This window comes from Vibrio sp. YT-19(2023), from assembly GCF_033337395.1.
In genome coordinates this window covers 150,876-170,141 of record NZ_JAWOQN010000004.1, presented here as the reverse complement: position 1 = coordinate 170,141, position 19,266 = coordinate 150,876, and the positions used below count along the sequence as shown (strand labels likewise).

At 41.2% G+C, this 19,266-nt stretch carries 16 protein-coding genes and 1 pseudogene; 9 read left to right on the top strand and 8 right to left on the bottom strand.

The features are described 5' to 3' along the window. The first annotated feature begins 1 nt into the window (after position 1). From R7E78_RS04930 to R7E78_RS04915, 4 genes are all read left to right on the top strand, one after another. A complete protein-coding gene (locus tag R7E78_RS04930) occupies positions 2-574 on the top strand; it encodes a hypothetical protein (RefSeq protein WP_318057710.1) in 573 nt (190 codons plus the stop codon). Between the two features lie 8 nt (positions 575-582). Then, positions 583-3,804 carry a type I restriction endonuclease subunit R gene (locus R7E78_RS04925; protein ID WP_318057709.1) on the top strand — a complete coding sequence of 1,074 codons (3,222 nt, stop codon included), beginning with the start codon at positions 583-585 and terminating at the stop codon, positions 3,802-3,804. Between the two features lie 421 nt (positions 3,805-4,225). After that, a complete protein-coding gene (locus tag R7E78_RS04920; RefSeq protein ID WP_318057708.1) occupies positions 4,226-5,437 on the top strand; it encodes a hypothetical protein in 1,212 nt (403 codons plus the stop codon). Between the two features lie 83 nt (positions 5,438-5,520). Then, positions 5,521-6,948, top strand: a complete 1,428-nt coding sequence (locus tag R7E78_RS04915) for a zincin-like metallopeptidase domain-containing protein (RefSeq protein ID WP_318057707.1) — start codon at positions 5,521-5,523, stop codon at positions 6,946-6,948. Positions 6,949-7,008: 60 nt separating this feature from the next. Here R7E78_RS04915 and R7E78_RS04910 read toward each other — a convergent pair whose 3' ends face one another. From R7E78_RS04910 to R7E78_RS04890, 5 genes are all read right to left on the bottom strand, one after another. Beyond that, a complete protein-coding gene (locus tag R7E78_RS04910; RefSeq protein ID WP_263839981.1) occupies positions 7,009-7,359 on the bottom strand; it encodes a hypothetical protein in 351 nt (116 codons plus the stop codon). Further along, positions 7,353-7,613, bottom strand: a complete 261-nt coding sequence (locus R7E78_RS04905; RefSeq protein WP_318057706.1) for a hypothetical protein — start codon at positions 7,611-7,613, stop codon at positions 7,353-7,355. Before R7E78_RS04905 ends, R7E78_RS04910 begins: the two co-directional genes overlap by 7 nt. A 103-nt stretch (positions 7,614-7,716) precedes the next feature. After that, on the bottom strand, positions 7,717-8,076 hold the full coding sequence (locus R7E78_RS04900) for a hypothetical protein (protein WP_318057705.1): 360 nt from the start codon (positions 8,074-8,076) through the stop codon (positions 7,717-7,719). Between the two features lie 26 nt (positions 8,077-8,102). Beyond that, a complete protein-coding gene (locus R7E78_RS04895) occupies positions 8,103-8,315 on the bottom strand; it encodes a hypothetical protein (protein ID WP_318057704.1) in 213 nt (70 codons plus the stop codon). A gap of 40 nt (positions 8,316-8,355) precedes the next feature. Beyond that, positions 8,356-9,255: a hypothetical protein gene (locus tag R7E78_RS04890; protein WP_318057703.1), complete on the bottom strand. Its 900-nt coding sequence runs from the start codon at positions 9,253-9,255 to the stop codon at positions 8,356-8,358. A 1,112-nt stretch (positions 9,256-10,367) separates the two neighbouring features. On the opposite strand from R7E78_RS04890, the gene miaE (R7E78_RS04885) reads away from it, so the two are divergent. Beyond that, positions 10,368-11,129, top strand: coding sequence for a tRNA isopentenyl-2-thiomethyl-A-37 hydroxylase MiaE (gene miaE / locus R7E78_RS04885; protein ID WP_318057702.1), 762 nt, complete (start codon positions 10,368-10,370; stop codon positions 11,127-11,129). A gap of 79 nt (positions 11,130-11,208) precedes the next feature. Then, positions 11,209-11,841: pseudogene (gene miaE / locus R7E78_RS04880) on the top strand (tRNA isopentenyl-2-thiomethyl-A-37 hydroxylase MiaE); the annotation flags it as partial. 125 nt (positions 11,842-11,966) lie between these two features. On the opposite strand, the gene R7E78_RS04875 reads toward miaE (R7E78_RS04880), so the two are convergent. Both R7E78_RS04875 and R7E78_RS04870 read right to left on the bottom strand, forming a co-directional pair. After that, positions 11,967-13,595, bottom strand: coding sequence for a methyl-accepting chemotaxis protein (locus R7E78_RS04875; RefSeq protein WP_213901066.1), 1,629 nt, complete (start codon positions 13,593-13,595; stop codon positions 11,967-11,969). A 154-nt stretch (positions 13,596-13,749) separates the two neighbouring features. Next, complete coding sequence (locus tag R7E78_RS04870) at positions 13,750-14,016, bottom strand: hypothetical protein (RefSeq protein WP_005388970.1); 267 nt, start codon at positions 14,014-14,016, stop codon at positions 13,750-13,752. A gap of 291 nt (positions 14,017-14,307) precedes the next feature. Between R7E78_RS04870 and R7E78_RS04865 the strand changes: the two genes are divergently transcribed. After that, the gene (locus R7E78_RS04865) at positions 14,308-15,636 is read left to right on the top strand and encodes a sphingomyelin phosphodiesterase (protein WP_042522087.1); all 1,329 of its coding nucleotides are present in this window, start codon (positions 14,308-14,310) and stop codon (positions 15,634-15,636) included. Further along, positions 15,633-16,589, top strand: coding sequence for an ATP-dependent dsDNA exonuclease (locus tag R7E78_RS04860; RefSeq protein WP_206969721.1), 957 nt, complete (start codon positions 15,633-15,635; stop codon positions 16,587-16,589). The genes R7E78_RS04865 and R7E78_RS04860 overlap by 4 nt, the downstream gene beginning before the upstream one ends. An 84-nt stretch (positions 16,590-16,673) precedes the next feature. Here R7E78_RS04860 and trpS read toward each other — a convergent pair whose 3' ends face one another. Beyond that, positions 16,674-17,696 (bottom strand): tryptophan--tRNA ligase, encoded by a 1,023-nt coding sequence (trpS, locus tag R7E78_RS04855; protein WP_318057701.1) that lies wholly within the window; start codon positions 17,694-17,696, stop codon positions 16,674-16,676. Positions 17,697-18,297: 601 nt separating this feature from the next. On the opposite strand from trpS, the gene R7E78_RS04850 reads away from it, so the two are divergent. Beyond that, a complete protein-coding gene (locus R7E78_RS04850) occupies positions 18,298-19,254 on the top strand; it encodes an AEC family transporter (RefSeq protein WP_005388415.1) in 957 nt (318 codons plus the stop codon). Positions 19,255-19,266 lie beyond the last annotated feature (12 nt).

Here is a 19,266-nt window from a genome sequence, read left to right as displayed (position 1 = left end):
TATGAAAAGATATGACGTAATTGCTTATCAACTCACCAGACCTATCTCCTACTTGTTCCTTAAACATCAAGCAGGGAAAGTCTATAACTGGATCATTCCAACGTTCCTTACTGGATTCAGTTTGTTAATCCTAATATCGTTAGCTGAGATCAATGACGTCATAGGGGAAAATGGCTTAGTCGCAAACTTGACGGGGTTTGTTGTTAGCTTACCTGGTTTTTTAATCGCTGCATTAGCTGCAATTGCTACCTTTAACCGCCCCATAATCGATCAAGAGATGATTGATGCTCCAACTATCGACATAAAGGCAGGTAATACCGAACTCACAGATCAGCCTTTGACTCGTAGAGATTTCCTTTTACGGTTATTTTCTTTCTTAACCGTAGACAGCATATTTCTTATTATCTATGCAAAAGTAGGGGCTATCACTTCCGTTCCAAGCTTTTTAGAGTCCCAATTTCATATTGCTGAATGGCTGTTTGTAAGTGTATTCCTGCTTATCTTTTGGCAGTTGCTCACTCTGCTTCTTTTTGGAATGTACTACCTCTGTGAAAGGCTTAATTTAAATATATAGGATTTGAAATGTCAGATGCGGCACAAGAAAAAATATTCCAAAACGACATCCTTGACCAGATGCAGTCTCAAGGTTGGTTGTTGGGCGAGTCGAACAAGTACAACAAAGAGTTGGCACTTTACCCTGAAGATGTGATCGCTTTTGCAAAAGCCACGCAACCTGAGCAATGGGACAAGTTAGCACAGCACTTCCCAGATACAGAGCGTAACCCAAATGCAACGGCTGACGCTTTGCTCAAGTCATTGGAACAGGAGCTTAAAAACGAAGGCACACTTTGGGTATTGCGAAACAAACTCAATAATCGTGGAGCGAAGTTTGACCTTTGTAGCTTCAAACCTGATCACGACTTAAATCCAACGGCAACGGCACGTTATGAGCAAAATATTCTGCGTGTTGTTCCTGAGCTGGTCTACTCACCCAATGGTTATGATGGGCGTTTAGATTTAACCCTTTTCGTAAATGGTATCCCTGTTGCTACTTGTGAGCTGAAGTCTGAGTTTAAGCAGTCGATCGATAACGCTAAAGTCCAATATATGAAGGACAGGCAGCCCAAAGATCCAAAAACTCGTAAGCCAGAGCCGCTATTGACCTTTAAACGTGGTGCATTGGTTCACTTTGCTGTGAGCCAATACAATGTGGCAATGACCACTCGTTTAGCTGGCAAAAAGACATTCTTCTTACCCTTTGACCAAGGTACGGCTGACGGTGGTAAAGGTAATGATGTGCCAGAAGATGGTAGCTATGCGACCTCTTACCTCTGGAATGAGATTTTCCAAAAAGATAACCTACTGCTGATCCTAAGCCGATATATTCACCTAGAAGTAAAAGATGTTGAACAGCTAGACGGTTCTATTAAGCCAAAAGAAACAATGATTTTCCCTCGTTATCACCAATGGGCAGTTGTTTCTAAACTGCTTAAAACGGTGGATAGCGAAGGCACAGGTCATAAATACCTAATTCAGCACAGTGCAGGTTCTGGTAAATCAAACTCAATTGCGTGGCTGTCTCACCAACTTGCTTCAAAACACTACTACACCGACCACCCAGAGCTTGAAAAACAGGCTGGGGATAAGGTTTTTGATTCCGTCATCGTCATCACTGACCGAACGGTACTTGATAGCCAGTTGCAAGATACGATTTATCAGTTTGACCATAACGAAGGAATGATTGCTCGTGTTAATCGAGAAGAGGCGCAAGGCTCTAAATCAAGCCAATTAGCAGGAGAGCTAAAGGCAAGCACCTCTATCATTATCGTAACGATTCAAACGTTCCCTCACGTCTTAGAAGCGATCCGCAAAGACTCAACCCTTGCAGGTCGAAGCTATGCGGTTATTGCCGATGAAGCACACTCTAGCCAAACAGGAACCACCGCACGTAAATTGCGTGAAGTATTAATGGCAGAGCAGCTAGACGGTAACGAAGAGCTAGACAGTGAAGATATGCTGCGCTTATCGCTTGAAGCTCGTAAAGGCTCAAATAAGCTCAGTTATTTTGCGTTTACTGCCACGCCAAAAGCAAAAACATTAGAACTGTTTGGTCGCAGACCAAATCTTGATGAACCAGCAAGTGATACAAACAAACCGTTGCCGTTTCACGTTTATTCAATGCGCCAAGCAATTGAAGAAGGGTTTATCCTCGATGTTCTGCAAAACTACACCAGTTATCGAGTTGCTTACCAACTTGCCCACGAAAATCCAGATTTAGACCAAGAAGTGGATAGTAAAAAAGCCGCTTCAAAAATGGCGAAATGGGTTCGCTTACACCCTTACAATATTGCTCAAAAAGTGGAAACTATCATTGAGCACTTCAACGAGAAAGTGAAACATTTGCTAGGCGGTGAAGCAAAAGCAATGGTTGTAACTAGTAGCCGTTTAGAGGCGGTGCGTTACAAACTAGCGTTTGAAAAATACGTCCAATCTAAAGGCTACGATAATGTTAATGCAATGGTGGCGTTTTCTGGTGAAGTGAATGATCCAGACTTACCCGATCAGCCATTCACTGAAACGAATATGAACCCAAATCTTCGTGGTCGTGATATGCGTAAAGCATTTGATACTACTGATTATCAGGTAATGTTAGTTGCGAACAAGTTCCAGACGGGATTTGACCAGCCTAAGCTAGTCGCTATGTATGTCGATAAGCCATTAAAAGGCGTGGAATGTATTCAGACCCTATCAAGACTAAATCGAACGTGTAAGGGCAAAGACAAGACCTTTGTTCTCGACTTTGTGAATGACCCAGAAGAAATCTTGGCAGAGTTTAAGGTTTACTTCCAAACGGCTGAACTAGCTGGCGTGTCAGATCCAAACATCGTCTATGAGCTGATGAAAAAGCTTGATAAGGTCGGGATTTACCAATGGCGAGAGGTGGAAGCGTTTGTTGATACTTACAACGACAAACAAGCTAATCAAGCCAAACTAGCCAATTTGTGTAAACCAGCCGTTGACCGTTTCTCAGTTCGTTATAAAGAAGCCACTCAGGTGCTTCAATCGGCACAGGCTGAATTATCCAAAGCGAAGATTGAAAAGAACGACAAGAAGATTAAGTTCGCTGAAAACAGCGTCAAACACGCTAAAGAAGCACGAGATATTCTGGAAGTGTTTAAGAAGGATTTAATCTCATTCTATCGCTACTATGAGTTTACTTCTCAGATCGTTAATTTTGATGATTTTGAACTAGAAAAGCTCAGTATCTTCGCTAAACACCTTCATCCACTATTGCGCTTAGATATCGTGGAAGACGATGTAGATCTGTCTGATGTGGTAATGACCCATTACCGTTTACACGAGCAGCGTGAAGCAGACTTGCAACTAGGTAATAAAATAGGTGAAGAGCCTAAACCTTACCTACCAGCGGCAAAAGAAGGTTCTGGTGCTGCGCCTAAAGATCCAAAAACGGAATTGCTCAACGAGATCATCGAGAGAATGAACGATTTGTTCATTGAAGATGGATTATCTGAAAATGATATGCTCAATTACGCCAATACCATTGCAGGTAAAATATCAGAAAATGAAGTGGTAATGGATCAGCTTCGCAGCAACACCAAAGAACAAGCGATGCTAGGGCAATTCCCAGAGTCAATCAGCAATGCCGTGATTGAAAGTATGGATGTTCATAACGAAATGGCAATGAAACTACTATCTAATGAGGCTGTTGCAAAAGGCTTTGCTGGGTTGATGTTTGATGTGCTGATGAAGGGCTTAGGTAAGTCAAACGAAGCTCAAACCTAAACCTGATTTATTCACCGCCTTGGCAAACCGTCAAGGTGGTGAGATTATCTTGTAAAAGTCGAAAAGATAGAAACAATCCAACTCCATAGCATTCTACCCAAACTCCATACCATTCTTTTTGCTACTCCATAGCATTCCACCAATAGATATACCTTCTATTAAAGATAGATTTTTAGAAACGGTGTAATTCGATTACACAATGGCTCAAAAAGCAGAATAATATTTCTGGATTTTTTTGCTGTTCAGCTCTTGAAGTTTTCTCGATCTGCGATAAAACATAAGGACAAAACAAGAAAAAACCAAGCGTCAACTTGGTTCTTATTCAATACAATAGGTGCATTGCAGCAGTTCATAATTTCAACGTATCACGGATAACCATTGAGTCAAGACTTCTTGTTTAAATTAACCAAGGAGTAACTCAATGAGCACTAGACCATTATCCCACTATGATTTTCTTTCTAACCAAACATTAGCCCTACCAACAGAACTTCTTCAGGTCGGTTTTTTCAGAAATAACGCTGAACAAAACATTGATGTGATCACTCATAACCTATCACAGCAGCGTTATGATCTAGATGAACTTTACTGCGACACATTTGTGGAGATCCTACTTTTCAGTATGTTGCTTGTTGAACACCATAACTACTATCTCAACTCTAGCAATGACGAAAATGACGAGTGCGTGATTTTAAGCTTGGACAAAGGCTCAAAAATCTTTAAGCAGTTAAAACTAAAGGGTAATTTTACTCTCAGCCAATTAATTGAAAAGATTGAAAACTTCATCGAGCGATTCAAGAAAGTAGAGTTTTTTGTTAATGATGAACCAGTCACTATCTTTGAATGGCTATTCATCAACCGCTTCGATAATACTTTGCGATTTGAGCTTCACGATGAGTTTATCGACTATATGAATGAGCGTGAGCATTCACTTACATTCATCCAGAAAAGCGACTTTGTCGCAATCAAAAGGAAAAATCAAATCCCTATTTTCCTGATAGTTCAATCCCTTAGAGGGTTAAACGCTCCATTTTTCACAAAGAGCTACATTTCTAACATTTTAGGCATTAAAGGCGATTTAAACAAAAAACTGTCCGTTTCTTTTGAAAAGCTGAAAGAAAAGCACGTTCTTGAGTATGAAAAAGAGCTGTGTCAGTTGCCTGGTATTCCAAAACCATTTTCTAGGTTTAACATCAAAAATGTCGATGACGGTTTTGTGGCTAAGATGCGTGAAGACGAAGCCAAAGCAGCAAAACAACGCTCAAAACCCACTCAGAAACAAAATATTCAAGAGAGTGAGCCAGAGGCTCACGAAACAAAAACTGCCGCTAATTCGGCTGTTTTTGAGGCTGATAATGACCCCCTTACGAATGTAGTATGTTGTACAACATTTAAACATAAGAGAGTAACGAAGCAGAGTGCTACCGCTGACGTAGAAAAGGTATTGGATTTAGATCTTGATGAGTTAGACGAAGCTTGGGTTTTGGCTGTATCTGACGAAAACACCGTTGCGTGTCGCACTGTAAATGGTGCGTTGAGCTTGTGTGATAAGTCAAAAACTACTGACGAAATGGTAGTTTTAACACCAGAAATTATCAGCAAATCAAAAATAAAACCCTTTATTTTTCAGGAATAAACAGTCGCTCAAGCGGTTGAAACTTTCAAAAATGCAGAGGCGTGATACGACATAAGTAACCCCATAGAAACAAGGAGTTACTTATGAGAAAAACAAGACCGAGTGCGGCTCACACTATCGAAAAAAAGAGCCAACAAGATCTGATACTGGACAGGTTATTTGATTATTTTTCAAAGCCCAAGGGCGAAAAGCCAAGCTCTGACAGTGATGTTGATGTGAGCTTTTACCGCTCTTCGCTCAATGCGTTACCAGTCAATTTTTATAATGATCAATATGCTGGTATTAACATTATAATGCTGCTTCAAGATCAACAAGAACAAGCAACAAAAGTACCGATTTACGCAACATTCAAGCAAGCCGCTGACCTACTGAAACAGCACAAAGACCAATTACCACCAAAATCCGATACGTTTGAACCCGATAAACCATTGAAAGGATTAAAATTAGACTCTGTTGTAGTGAAATACCTCGAAAGCTTCAAAAAAGACGGTAAAGCAATAGGTAAGAGTCAGTTCGAGCGTGAAACGCACGGTATGAGCTTCAAAGAAATGCGAGACAACGGCTATCAACATCGTAAAGGTTTAAAGCCTTACAAAGTCTTTCCACTCGAAAAAATCAAACACCTTCTACCTCAATCATTCATTGATGAGCGTCCCTATTTTGCAAAGCAAGAAGAGCTAGAGAAGCAGGAAATGAGTCAAGAAATGAAGGATGAACGTTTTGTGCAACAAGCATTGATGATCATTGACGCAATGGGCGTTCCTGTGATTGAGAAAAACGAGGACCGTGCTTATTATTCGCCCAAGGAACACATTATAGTATTGCCACTGCGTAAAAAATGCTCATCTGATAAAGCATTTTTGGCTTTAGCTCTTCACGAATTATCTCATTCTACTTCAAAAGCTCTAGGTCGAGATATGAGCAACGCTTTTGGCACTTTGGGCTACTCGAAAGAAGAATTAATCGCTGAGACTAGCACTATGTTTTTGTGTCTAGAGCAGGGACTAGAGACATTTAATGCACACGCCAGATACATCGAAGGGTGGGCAAGCAATTTCTCTGATAAGAAAAAAGTGTTATTGAGTGTCTGTAAGCAGGCAAAAGAAGCACAAAAATACATCTCTGATAAAGTAGCAGAGCATAAATTAAAACTTGAAAATCAGCCAGATTACCGCATCCCTAACCAGTTAGACCAAACTGTTGATTTTGTGCCTAAATACCGTCAAGAATTACGTGATTTTTTGAATGACCAAGCCGATACTTACGGCACTATGATCCCTTTGCGAAACCAAGAGATTGTCGGTTTTAACCATATAAGCAAAGGCATTGAGGTATTCAGCCAAGAAAAAGCCGTGAAGATCTACGGACCAGCCGCAAGTGAATTAGAAAAGAAAGTCGCTGAATTGGACGTAAAGCAGTCGTTATTTAACGAAATTGATTTTGATCCCGTCCCAGCAGCAGAAACAAGCCCAGAGCAAAAACTTCGTGCTTCGACCCGTCTATCGCTGTAAAAACAAGTGCCTTAAAAAGCAAAAAGCCCTTCACGGGCTTATTTGCATACAAGTTTCGGTTTAGTGTCGTTTCACCCTTCTCATCATCACCTCAAAGTCAGAATCGTCTATTTGATAGTCATCTCTTGCAAGGTGAAGCTGTTGCTCAATGTAATAGACATTATCCATCGAAAGCTGATCATACCAATCAAGCGTTTCTATCACACATAACCTTGTGTAATTGGGGAATGCCAGTAGTACATTGATTTGGTTCGACACAACTAAATCTCTTACTGCTTTTTCTATCAAGTCTAAATCATTAGACTCAATACGTTCCTCAATCTGCCATTTTTCATAAATCTCGTTGGTAGACCAAAGTTCTATCGCCTTGGTGATTGCTCGGTTTTTCATCATCACTTCTGTCATTAACATTGTGCATCCTCCTCATCATTAAGCTCCACACCCAAGGACAATAAACAAGATATGAAGGCTTGCTGCATTTCAAAGTCAATCTCTGCCATATGCTTAATCAATAATTCCAAATCAGTCCCTTCGCTGACGTAAGGCTCTAGTAGTTCGATAAAATCCATAAAAATCTCAGCAAAGAAATCATCGACATCATTGATCGGCTCTGCCGCTTGATAGAGTTGTTGAAAATGCTGAAAAGTTTGTTCGTGTATATTCATAAAATCACCTAATTGTTATGCACATCCCTGTTGCGTTAAGTTCCCCTTCTTTCAAATGACTACTCATCATTTTTACTCTTGTCGTAGTTAACGATTAAAGCTTTTACTTGATGTTTTCCGACCCTAAGACCAACTCAATTGACGCAATTGAAGCCTTTAGCATTCTGAGCAACATCGTGAACTGGATGACTATATCGGCATCATCGGTCTGCGAAACCGCATCTATATTTCTTTCGAGCATATTCACCACAAAAGCACACTCATCGACAGCTTGCAGAACCTGATCAAGACTAACCGATCCTCTAAAGCTGAACAGTTGCTCCATCAGTTTCATCTCGTTCTGCAAAAACGGACTCATTTCAATGTCTAAAAAGAAGCGCATTGAAGCGGCAATCAAGCCACAGCTTTCATTAAACTCTTTGTTTTTATTAGCGTATTTTCTTGTTGTATCAATAATATTCATAATTATTCTCCTGTGTTTTGTTAAAATTATTGTGTTGCAATAAACAGTGTTGTTGCGTCATATCTGACTTCCCAAGTGCTTGAACAATCGTTGCAAGCAAAATGAACGGCTACAGTGTCAAAATCGACATCCGTCTCCTCGACACTCGAATCCGAGCTTTCGCATCGCCAGCAGCAATTCGGACTACGGTCAATGTCCATTTCTTCGTCAAATTGAATGACTTTATTTTCTTTACACATAAGCATCTCCTCTAATATTTGTTTGATTTAATGTGATTTTTTAAGCTAACAGCGAATGTTGACTGTTATTCAGATCGATCCCCTTAACGAACACCCAACGACTACCAATAGGCTTATTTTTATGCTCTCCTTGGTAATATCTCTCTGCACGTAAGTTGCGGAAGAACGGGACTTTAAGCGTGATTTTTCGTCCAGCATTTTTCTCTTTTGACGGTTTTGAACCGCACCCCATACCTCGAAGCACCATTCCTTGACCATTTGTTCCTTGTCGTTTTTTTGACTTTTTAACCCACGATTTTGGGTAGCCCGCTTCAAGCTTCTTGCCTTCGGTCGCTGAGTGATAAACGCATAACGACAGTGCAATTTTTAGTAACATATCAATCTCATCACTTTCCGAATGCTTGACTGTTGGATTTTCATAAGTATTTAGATATGAGTGTCCACGCATTAGATGAACACCATCATTAGCACTGGCACAAACGACTAGATCATCACTCATTTCTAGTTCACAGCCCAAAGTCTGCGGTATACCTAAAACATCTCGGTTAGCCTTTAAATGCTCCGCAACCGTCATCACGCTGACCAAAGCCGTGTGCATCTTAACCCCCTCAATTTCCGTATTTTTCGGAAAAGACATAGCAAAGGTCTTGAATGGAGGCTCGACATTGAAGTCTTGGACATCAAATGAAGCTAAATAAAGCTGTTGAGCTAAGTCCTTATTTTCGATGAAAATTGTCGGTTCACCACTATCAACCCACAGTTTCTCCCTTCCCAGTAGATCACTCATTTCAGCATCTATAAACTCCCCACCTCTTGCCATTAAACGAGTAAAATCATCGTAACTAATTGATTTCTTGCCAAAGTGCTTTCTCAAGGTTCTTCTTGATTTTGAATGGTTCATTGCCATGTCTAATTGAGTTTCGTAAGTTTTATAAGTCATAATGTTTTCCTCTTTTTTATTTATTAACTTTCTTCGGGGTGTAAGAACCCCCACCCAGTAGGTGTACTTCTTTAACGCTTTGATTTATCTATTTTTGTTTATAACTAAGTTCGGACGAACTCAGGGACATACGCTAGGGAAAGCGCATCAAATAGGAATAGTGTTGATGGAATTGCAGGTACGGAAATCCCTCGTAAGTGATAGACACGAACGAGTAGGCGTATAAGTTGAGATGTGTAAGTGTAAATAATGACATAGTCTTTCCTCCAAATTAGCCACCAAATTAAAAATGAAACAGTTAGACAACAATGAGCGTATTAACAAAATATTTGCGATACATCACAACAGCACTTTCGTCCTATGTGTCTTGTAGCCAATAAACATCCTGACAAAAGTCAGCACTACGACTACTAGCGATCCCCTTGTGGTTTCTCACAACGGATCAAACCAATCTCTATGAGTTCGATTTGATATCTCACGCTTCCTCCCTAATGGAAAACACGAGAGCGATCTAGTGTTAAATCAGCAAATTATTTCAGTTAAACGTTCAACTCCTGTTTTTTTAACGTTAATCATTTTTAAGCAAACCTAAGTGTTTGCAGTTTGAAGTCCGAACACGCAATGGTTCGATCTTCGTCTTTTGGCGGCTACTTGCAGAAAAGCATATAGAAGCTTTAACGCAGAATAACCAGATATTATGAGCGTTTAAGTTGACGCTCTAAACATAAAAACAATACCTTCTTAATTTCTGATACTGCCAATTCTACAAAAGTCAATAGAAAAAGTCAACAATTATTTTTGCATTTTAATTGATTTTTAAAGAAAAATGGTGTAAAGACCTTGCAGAGTAAGGGCTAGGCGTATAAAAAATAATTTAATTTATTTTCCGAAACCCTCAATTTAAGCTAAAAAATCGTTATTTTTCCGAGCACTATAATATTTTCAAAACGCAAAAACACCGTAGTTGAGGGATTTTTCTCACGCTCAACTTTTACTCAATTTGACGTTTGCTCACTTTGGGGGTTAACACCATTTTTAAATCTAAGTAGCCCAGCACGACCAATTTACATGATAAGATCACGCTAAATGCTCGTATCAACAAAATAAGAAAGATGTATCAAGAACTGTTAGAACCAATCAATTCATTTTTGAAATGCCCTACCCCAAACTCTTGGATTGAAGAGGCTCGCAAACCTGAAAACCTATCCGTGATTTTGCGGGATCATTTACTATGCGAATTGAAAGCCTCTCAGAGTGCTGTTTTTCTTCTTAAACGCTATGTATTAACCGATGAAGGTAAAGAGCTTATTACTCAGCTAGTTGAGCCATATGAGCACTTTGCTTACAAAGGGATCGGTAGCCTCGAAACACTTAAAGGAAAAAGTAGTATATCTAAATCTATCAAACCAAAAGATAATTGCCCTTACGGACAGGATATGATCGATAAAATGGTTCTACTGATTAAAGAAGAGCTACATCACTTCTATCAAGTTCTAGAAATCATTGAAAAGCAAGGACTGGAATACCGCCCTATTACTGCCAGTCGATACGCAAAAGGGATGATTAAACATATCCGCACTTTTGAACCAGCAGCTCTTATCGACAAGCTAATTATTGGTGCATTCATCGAAGCTCGATCTTGTGAACGTTTTGCTAAACTTGCCCCATTCCTTGAAGAACCAATTCAAAAGTTCTACATCTCGTTGTTACGCTCTGAAGCAAGGCACTATCAAGACTACTTAGAACTAGCAGAGCAAATTGCTAATAAAGATATTTCAGAGCGCATTGAACACTTCGCTAATGTTGAAGCTGAGTTAATTACTTCTAACGATTCAGAGTTTAGATTCCACTCTGGCGCACCAAACTTCTCATAATTTCTTAAAAAACTTTTAAGTGATATAAATCAATCATTTATATCACTTTTACATCAATATGCACACCTCAGCTTTTGATGAACTAAAAGCTGGCCAATCTGCCATGTTTTTAATTCGTAAGTATGCCGTTGACCAATCCAGTTCACATGCTCTACTTGACTGGTTTAAGCCCTACGAAGATTTTGCTTACCGTAACGTAGGCTCATTGGAAACTTTAAAAGGCAAGAGCAATATTTCCAAGGCAATCATGGCTAAGTCCGACTCACCATACAGCCAAGATTTGATCGATAAAATGGTGCTTTTGATAAAAGAGGAGTTACACCACTTTTATCAAGTTTTAGAGATCATGGAAAGTCGTGGAATTGAGTATAAAAATATTCCAGCAAGTCGCTATGCTAAAGGACTGATTTCGCATATGAAGACTCATGAGCCGGAAACGCTGATCGATAAACTCATCATTGGTGCGTACATCGAAGCCCGATCTTGTGAGCGTTTTGCCAAACTAGCACCACATATGGATGACGATATCGCAAAGTTCTACATTTCTTTATTACGTTCAGAAGCACGCCATTACCAGGATTATCTTGTATTAGCGGAGCAAATCGCAGGCAAAGATATCAGCGAGCGCATCGCCTACTTTGGACGTATCGAGGCAGATTTAATTTCTACGCCAGATACAGATTTTAAGTTTCACAGTGGTATTCCAGCCTAGCGAGCATATTCTCCCAAGGTTGAGCATACTCTGAACTTATATAGACAGAGAATAAATAAGCCGGACACTCCGTCCGGCTTATTTATTGTAGCAATGAGGTTAGGAATAAAGCTGAAACACAACAACTAGAGCTGGAATGAACCCATTCGAGTTTTCAAGTTGTGCGCTAGGCTACTGATCTGCTGACAAGCCACAGCCGTTTGTGAAGCTCCCTCAGCCATCTCTGTTGAAGCACTATTAATATGCTCCACACTGCGATTCAGCTCTTCGGATACAGAATTCTGCTCACTGCACGCCGTTGCGATTTGTGTGCTCATTTGCGCTATGTTATCGACAGAATGTTCAATTTCTTTTATCTGGCTATCAGCGTCATTAACTTGCTCAACACACTGAGAAATACCCTCCTGACAATCACGGCTTGAATGCCCTATTTTACTGCTGCTCTCTTGTAGTTGATTAACAATTTCCACAATTTGTGAAGTGGAGTCTTGAGTGCGTTGCGCCAGAGAACGAACCTCATCTGCCACAACAGCAAACCCACGTCCTTGTTCACCTGCCCGAGCGGCTTCAATTGCGGCGTTCAGTGCTAACAAGTTTGTTTGCTCCGCAATCCCGCGGATCACATCGACGACCACATTGATATTGTTTGAGCTCGATTCAAGCTCACGTGCCAGTTCATCTGACTCTTGGATCGTATGTGATACACGCTCAATTACTGCGATAGTTTGTTTTAACGTCGCCGTTCCTTGCTTTGCCACTTCCGCAGCCGAATAAGCAGAGGTTGCGCCAACTTCGGTATTTTGTGCCACTTCACTTACAGCAGCTTGCATTTCTGTCATCGCAGAAGCCACCGAGCTAAGTTCAATTTGTTGATTTTGCATACCAGAGGCGGTCTGAGAAGAAATAGCACTCACTTCCTCTACTGCTGCCGTTAGCTGAATCGTTGAGTCATTAATCTCAGAAACCAACGAATGTAAGTTTGTTTGCATACCGACAAGCTCTTTGAGCAGCATTCCTAACTCGTCTTTGCTCAATTCGCTTTCGTCGATTTGATTATTCAATTGACCCTTGGCGATTTTGGAAGCGAATTCCAGTGCTCGATCAACAGGCCCGCAAATGACTCGAGAAAGCAACATGGCAGACATTACCATGACCAATGCGACGACGAGCGCACCAACAGCAGCGCTGTATTGTGTAAATGCCGCTTCACTTTGTACTTCTTCACCAATCAAATTCACCAACTCATCGTTCAACGCGAGGGTATCATCCAAGCTGCTCAACGCTTTTGAGTAGGTATCGAAACTCGATAAAATCACATCATTTGCACTTTCAGCATCACCTTGGCTTAGCAGTGCGTTGTAAGTCTTCGTTTCTTTGATGTATTGATTCCAAGTTTCTTTAAAAACGCTAAAAGACTGCGTTTCACGCTTATTAAGGTCGAGCTTTTCGTATTCTGCAATACCAGCCTGCACATCAGAACGCCATTGGTCGAGGCCTTTTAACCACTCACCAATTTTGGGGTGATTTGCGTTTGGCAATAAAGAGAACTCATCTTTACGCACTTTAGTAATATCAACTTGGATACCTTTCAAAATCGCAACAGAAGGTAAACTTTTATCTGTTAACACTGAGATGTCTTTATTCAGTGTTAACAAACCTTGCACCAACATTACTGACACTAAACCAAACACGGCAAAAACGGTTAAATAACTAACCGATATTTTCTTTACGACACTTAAGTCTTTAATACGCAGGCACTTTCTCCCCGCAGCCTTTCCAAACCTCTCACTTAAGTGAAAGCTTAACCTCTAAAACACACTGTTTTTGCGCTCGATATCATTGAACGCTCTTATATACATCGGCTTGAGAGATCAAATCTTGACCAGTAATTGATAGTTTTATCACATGCTATTTTAGAGATAGGCTCGTATGCTCCGTATTGTGTCTACATCTTTTCATGAGCGCTTCTCGGCGCAGATCCAAGATCTCATCGATGAGCTTTTCTTTCGCGTTTATCCCAAAATGCTGGGCATAATTTTTTACTTTTGCTATCTCATTAGGCTGCAAGCGGTACACCTCTTTCTTTAAACGCGCTTCTGCTTCACTTCTAATCAGACCTTGCTCTTGTAACAATTTAATGATGGTTTCATCGGTTGGATTTACTGCTCTAGCCATGGTGCTCCATCTATCAATTTGAGTTCTAGCCATATGGCTAGATGAATGACGCCGCACAACTTATAGAGCAAAGATGACAGCTTGATTGCAGTGAATGCAATTCGTTGACTGTTGGTATTATTTTCCACCGCTTCAACGGCAACACACTCAATACCTCCACCCTCACCATTGAATAAAGATCACATTCTGATAACAATTTTCAGCACTGACTTAGATGTCATCCATATTTAACGTGCAAGTAACATTTATAAACAAGAATGATTGCTCTAGTTCAAATGATGGAAAAATAAGATGAAATTTTCGCAGTGGAGCCTTTTAGTAAGTAGCTTGATAGCGTTACCCAGCATTGCAGATACCGACGTTTACCTAACGAATAACTCTGATCAACCGTTAACTATTCAAGTAAAACATGAAGGCAGTGATTTGCTTCAATACGGAGAAGAGTGGCAACAACATGTGCAGGTACTTGGTCCGTGGGAAACTAAATCTGTATTAAGCTTCAACCGCTGGGAGGGCGTGAAATCAAATCAAACTTACCGTTTTGAAACTGTGGTTTCTAGCCCCGAAGGTGAAAGCATAACACTCAATCAAATAATGGAAGGCCATTGGTACAATTCGACCATTGAATACGGCTTGTCCGCAGCCGATGTCGAGTTATCTCTCAAAGATGATCGTAACATTCATCGTGCCAACACTAACGCTTTTGGTGCGAGAGAAACCGAACTGGCATTTAAGTCAGACAGTACCGCTCGATATGATGATCTTTACTACACCATCACGCCAAGCAAGGTAGCGGAATCTGTCGACAACGAAGAACAAAACCTTAAGTTGATGACTTATAACATCTGGGCGTTGACGGCTATTGCATCGCACATTGGAGATCGTTACGAACTGATTCCTCAACATGTAAAAGGTTACGATGTTTTGGCACTGCAAGAGGTGTTTGCCAGCGGCCGTGAAGCATTCTTACGTGAGTTAGCCAAGGAATATCCTTACCAAACAAAGATGTTAGATAAAGAAGGCGTTAATATTCATGATGGTGGCGTAATCATAGTTAGTCGCTACCCTATCGTGAATGAAGCGCAATATGTCTTTCCCGATTGCTCTGGTACAGACTGCTTTGCCGATAAAGGCGTAAATTATGCGGAAATAATTAAAGGTGGTCAGGCTTATCATGTGTTTGCTACCCATACCGCATCTTTCGATACAGACACCGCCCGTGAGTATCGTCAGCGCCAGTTCAAACAAATCCGCACACTCGCCCAATCTCTTAACATTCCTTCAAGCGAAACTGTGGTATACAGCGGCGACTTTAACGTAAACAAAAGAAAGTTTCCTGGTGACTACCAACAAATGATCGCTAACTTAAGTGCCATAGAGCCTCACTACTCTGGTTACACGGAGTCAACCTTTGATCCCCGTATCAATAACTTCGCAGGTGAAGCGTTATCAGGTGGCGAAAACGTGGAATACCTTGACTATGTTATGGTGAGTAGTGAATACGGGGTGAAATCATTCAATGACAACCGTGTAGACGTACCGCGCACAACCGCAGAGAGTTTATGGAAACACTACAACCTTTCTGACCATTTCCCAGTAAGCGCAACAATCAAGCCATGAAGAAAATCGCTTTGATAATCATGTCCGCCATTATGGCGGGCATGATATTTTTAACTTTCAGTCACGATGTTCAAAAAGAAGAGCTCGCTTCCTCTCCTTCCCCTAAGACAAAAAATCAGAATGTCTCCAGTACATCACCACAAACAAGCAGCATCGTGCCCGATACAGATACTTCACCACAAACCGCTAAGCTCCCTTCCACAGTTCAAATAACGACTGAGCGATTAACTCAACTCAAAGGCAGGAAACTTGTCGCCGAACTTGAGACGTTTTGGCAAGAGTGTATGTTGAACCGTAGTTGTGAAGAGCAGGTCGCCTTGTTTGAGGCGCATTTATCTTCAGCTCGATTCCAGCTTTTGGCGAACTACCCTCAGCTCAGCAGCCAATGGCAAGAGAGTGTAGGAAATTTGTTATTTGATGAGCAACAATCACTGGCGTCGCGTATTGCACAGCTGAAGAACGAAGCAAGGAGCATCTGGGGAGAATTGGCTGATGTTGTTTTCGCGGATGAGTTCGCGCTGTACGATTTCAATTTAGAAGCCCAAAAGCTGGACACTCAAAGCCCAGATAACTTTTTGCGAGCTTTCGAGCAACTCACCATTGACTGGCAAGAACATGCAGATGCTATCGGGCTAACAAGCAACCAGGAAAAATATGAGCGTGCGGTCACCCTGATTCCTAATAGTATGAGCCTACCAGATCGCTTGGCGATCATCGCAGAGCTAGAACGAACTTACTTAACGAAAGAAGAAAGTAAAAACATTCATGCTCGTCAGCAGCAAATTACAGAGCAAAAAAAACAAGTCAAAGATTACCAACAAGCATTACAACAACTTGAGTCCAAGCTAAGAACGCAAAGAGCCTCTAGCCATTCACATTTGTCAGAACCGGAATGGCAAAGCTATTACCAACAAGAAGTCGCGGATTTTCGTCGTGAATTTTTTTCTTCTTAACAATGCGCTTTGACTGACTGGGAACTTAAAAAGGCACGTTGCTAACCAGTCGTCGTGCCTTATGTTCAACTCTCTACTTTTAATTCAGAACAAATTTAAACCAAATACATCTTTCACATCAAATAGCACTTTTTCGGTTTTCTCGCGAGAACGCTCACTACCTTGTTTTAAAATATCAATCAGCTGCGCTTTATTATTCAAATACATAGCGCGCTTTTCTCGAATAGGGCGAAGCATCTCTTGTAAGCATTCTTCTAACACTTTCTTGGTCAAACCATCACCTAACCCACCTCGTCGATAATGGTCTTTTAGCTGTTCGACATGATTTTTATCAGGATGAAAAGCATCGAGGTAGATGAATACAATATTCCCTTCGACTTGGCCAGGGTCCTCAATTTTCAGATGATTGGGATCGGTATACATAGATTTCACCGCCGCAGAAATCTCCTTTTCAGACGTCCCTAGGTTGATTGCATTCCCCATGCTTTTAGACATCTTATTTTTGCCATCAGTACTCGGCAAACGAGGTGCATCACTAAGTAATGGACGGCATTCCCTAAGAACCTCTTTTCCACCCAGGTGGTTTATTTTTCTCACGATTTCATTAGTTTGCTCTAACATCGGCAGCTGGTCATCACCCACTGGTACTAGCGTCGCATGAAACCCCGTAATATCAGCAGCTTGAGAAATTGGATACGTTAAAAAGCCTGCGGGAATAGAGCGTTCAAAGCCTTTACTTTGAATCTCATTTTTAACCGTGGGGTTTCGCTCTAATCGTGCGATAGAAACAAGATTACTGTAATACATTGTCAACTCGGCTAACGCTGGAATTTGAGACTGCAACGTGATCGTAGTTTGAGCGGGGTTGATACCAACAGCCAAATAATCTGCAACGACATTGAGAATATTAGAGGATACCTTTGATGGGTTATGCGCGTTATCCGTCAGCCCTTGCATGTCCGCAACCAAGATCGTTTGCTCGTGCTCCGTTTGCAATTTGACTCGTTGTTGCAATGAACCAATATAGTGCCCGAGGTGTAATGGACCTGTTGCTCGATCTCCGGTAAGTATAATTTCACGCTGAGATGTATTTTTATGGGTATTCATATTTGTCTCCAAGTAATTAATAGATCGCTACTGGAGATAAAAAGATCAAACACTCTTAGCTACCATCCAGCAGCTTAAGAATGTAAGTATTCCGCGCCGCTCTATTTAGAGCGCCACCAAGAGAAGGTTGTTAATGAAGGGCGAACGTGTATTTTCATGTTTTTTAAACTAACAGCACATACCGCAGAACTCAATCTGTTTTGTACTGAATTAGAGTGAGTGTTCCAACAGCCAATTAAGAGGATTACATTGGTAAAGACATCGCAATGACCAAAACCGCACCAAATACCGAACCAGAGACAAACGCACACAGTACAGTTTTGTTGTGTTTCCTTTTCATTGATGAACTCCTATCCATAACTACGATGACCAGCCCTCACATCTAATACGCATGTGGATGCATCACGACAACGAGTTAATCAACATATCGCACGCAGGACCAGTACCGCTTTGTTAAATTGGGACCTCGTCCATAACTTGGAGTGTAAATGACTCCGGAACCTACAACAGAAGAAAATTTCATCACGTTACTGTCCTACCCTCCGGGTTTGTGGCTTAATAGGCAACAGGAACACTTTTTTCTTTTGCTGCGGATACTTACATGGAAGCTGTTTTACATCAGTTGCAATTCTCTTTGTCGATAACCGGACCTATCTGTTTGATGTTGGTACTTGGCGTTCTTTTTAAGCGCTTTGGTCTAATCAACGATAATTTTATCGAAGTAGGCTCTAAACTGGTGTTTCAAGTTACCTTGCCTGCAATGTTATTTGTCAGCATTGTGGCTTCAGAACACGACTTTTCCGCGGCAAGTGGATTCGTCAATTTCGGCGTCATCGCTAGTATTTCGTTTTTCATTTTCACCTATCTTTCCGTCAAACTTCTATTCAAAGCATCGCCTGACCAAGGCGTTCTCATCCAAGGTGGGTTCCGAGCAAATACAGGTATTATTGGTATCGCTTACGTTGCCAATGCGTATGGTTCTCAAGGTGTGGCGTTAGCGGCTCTCTATGTCGCGGTCACCACATTTATTTATAACGTCCAAGCGGTAATTTGCTTATCTCCCAAAGGAGCAACGTCTGCCTCGCAAGCAGCAAAGATGATGGGCCGAACACTGACTAGGAATCCACTCATAATCTCCATTGTTCTAGGAATGGCTTTTTATTTACTCGCTATTCCAGTACCGAATGTGGTTATTGACGCAGGAGACTACTTGTCCAAAATGACATTGCCTTTGGCGCTGTTGTGTACGGGTGGCTCACTTGACTTTAGCTTGATGAGAAAAGAGAAAGGTCCATCTTGGTTTGCGAGCAGTTACAAGCTCATCGTAGCGCCAGTCATCATCACCATGGGAGCTTACTTAGTAGGATTTCGAGGAATTGAGCTAGGTATTCTTTTCTTTATGAACGCCTCTCCAGTCGCTGCTGCCAGCTATGTCATGGCGCGCTCCATGGGAGGCAATGCCACGTTAGCTGCAAATATCATCGCACTCACTACGGTGCTTTCTACCGTGACCTGTACGTTGGGCATCCTATTTCTTAAGTTCTACAACTTAATATAATTGGCCAGCGAT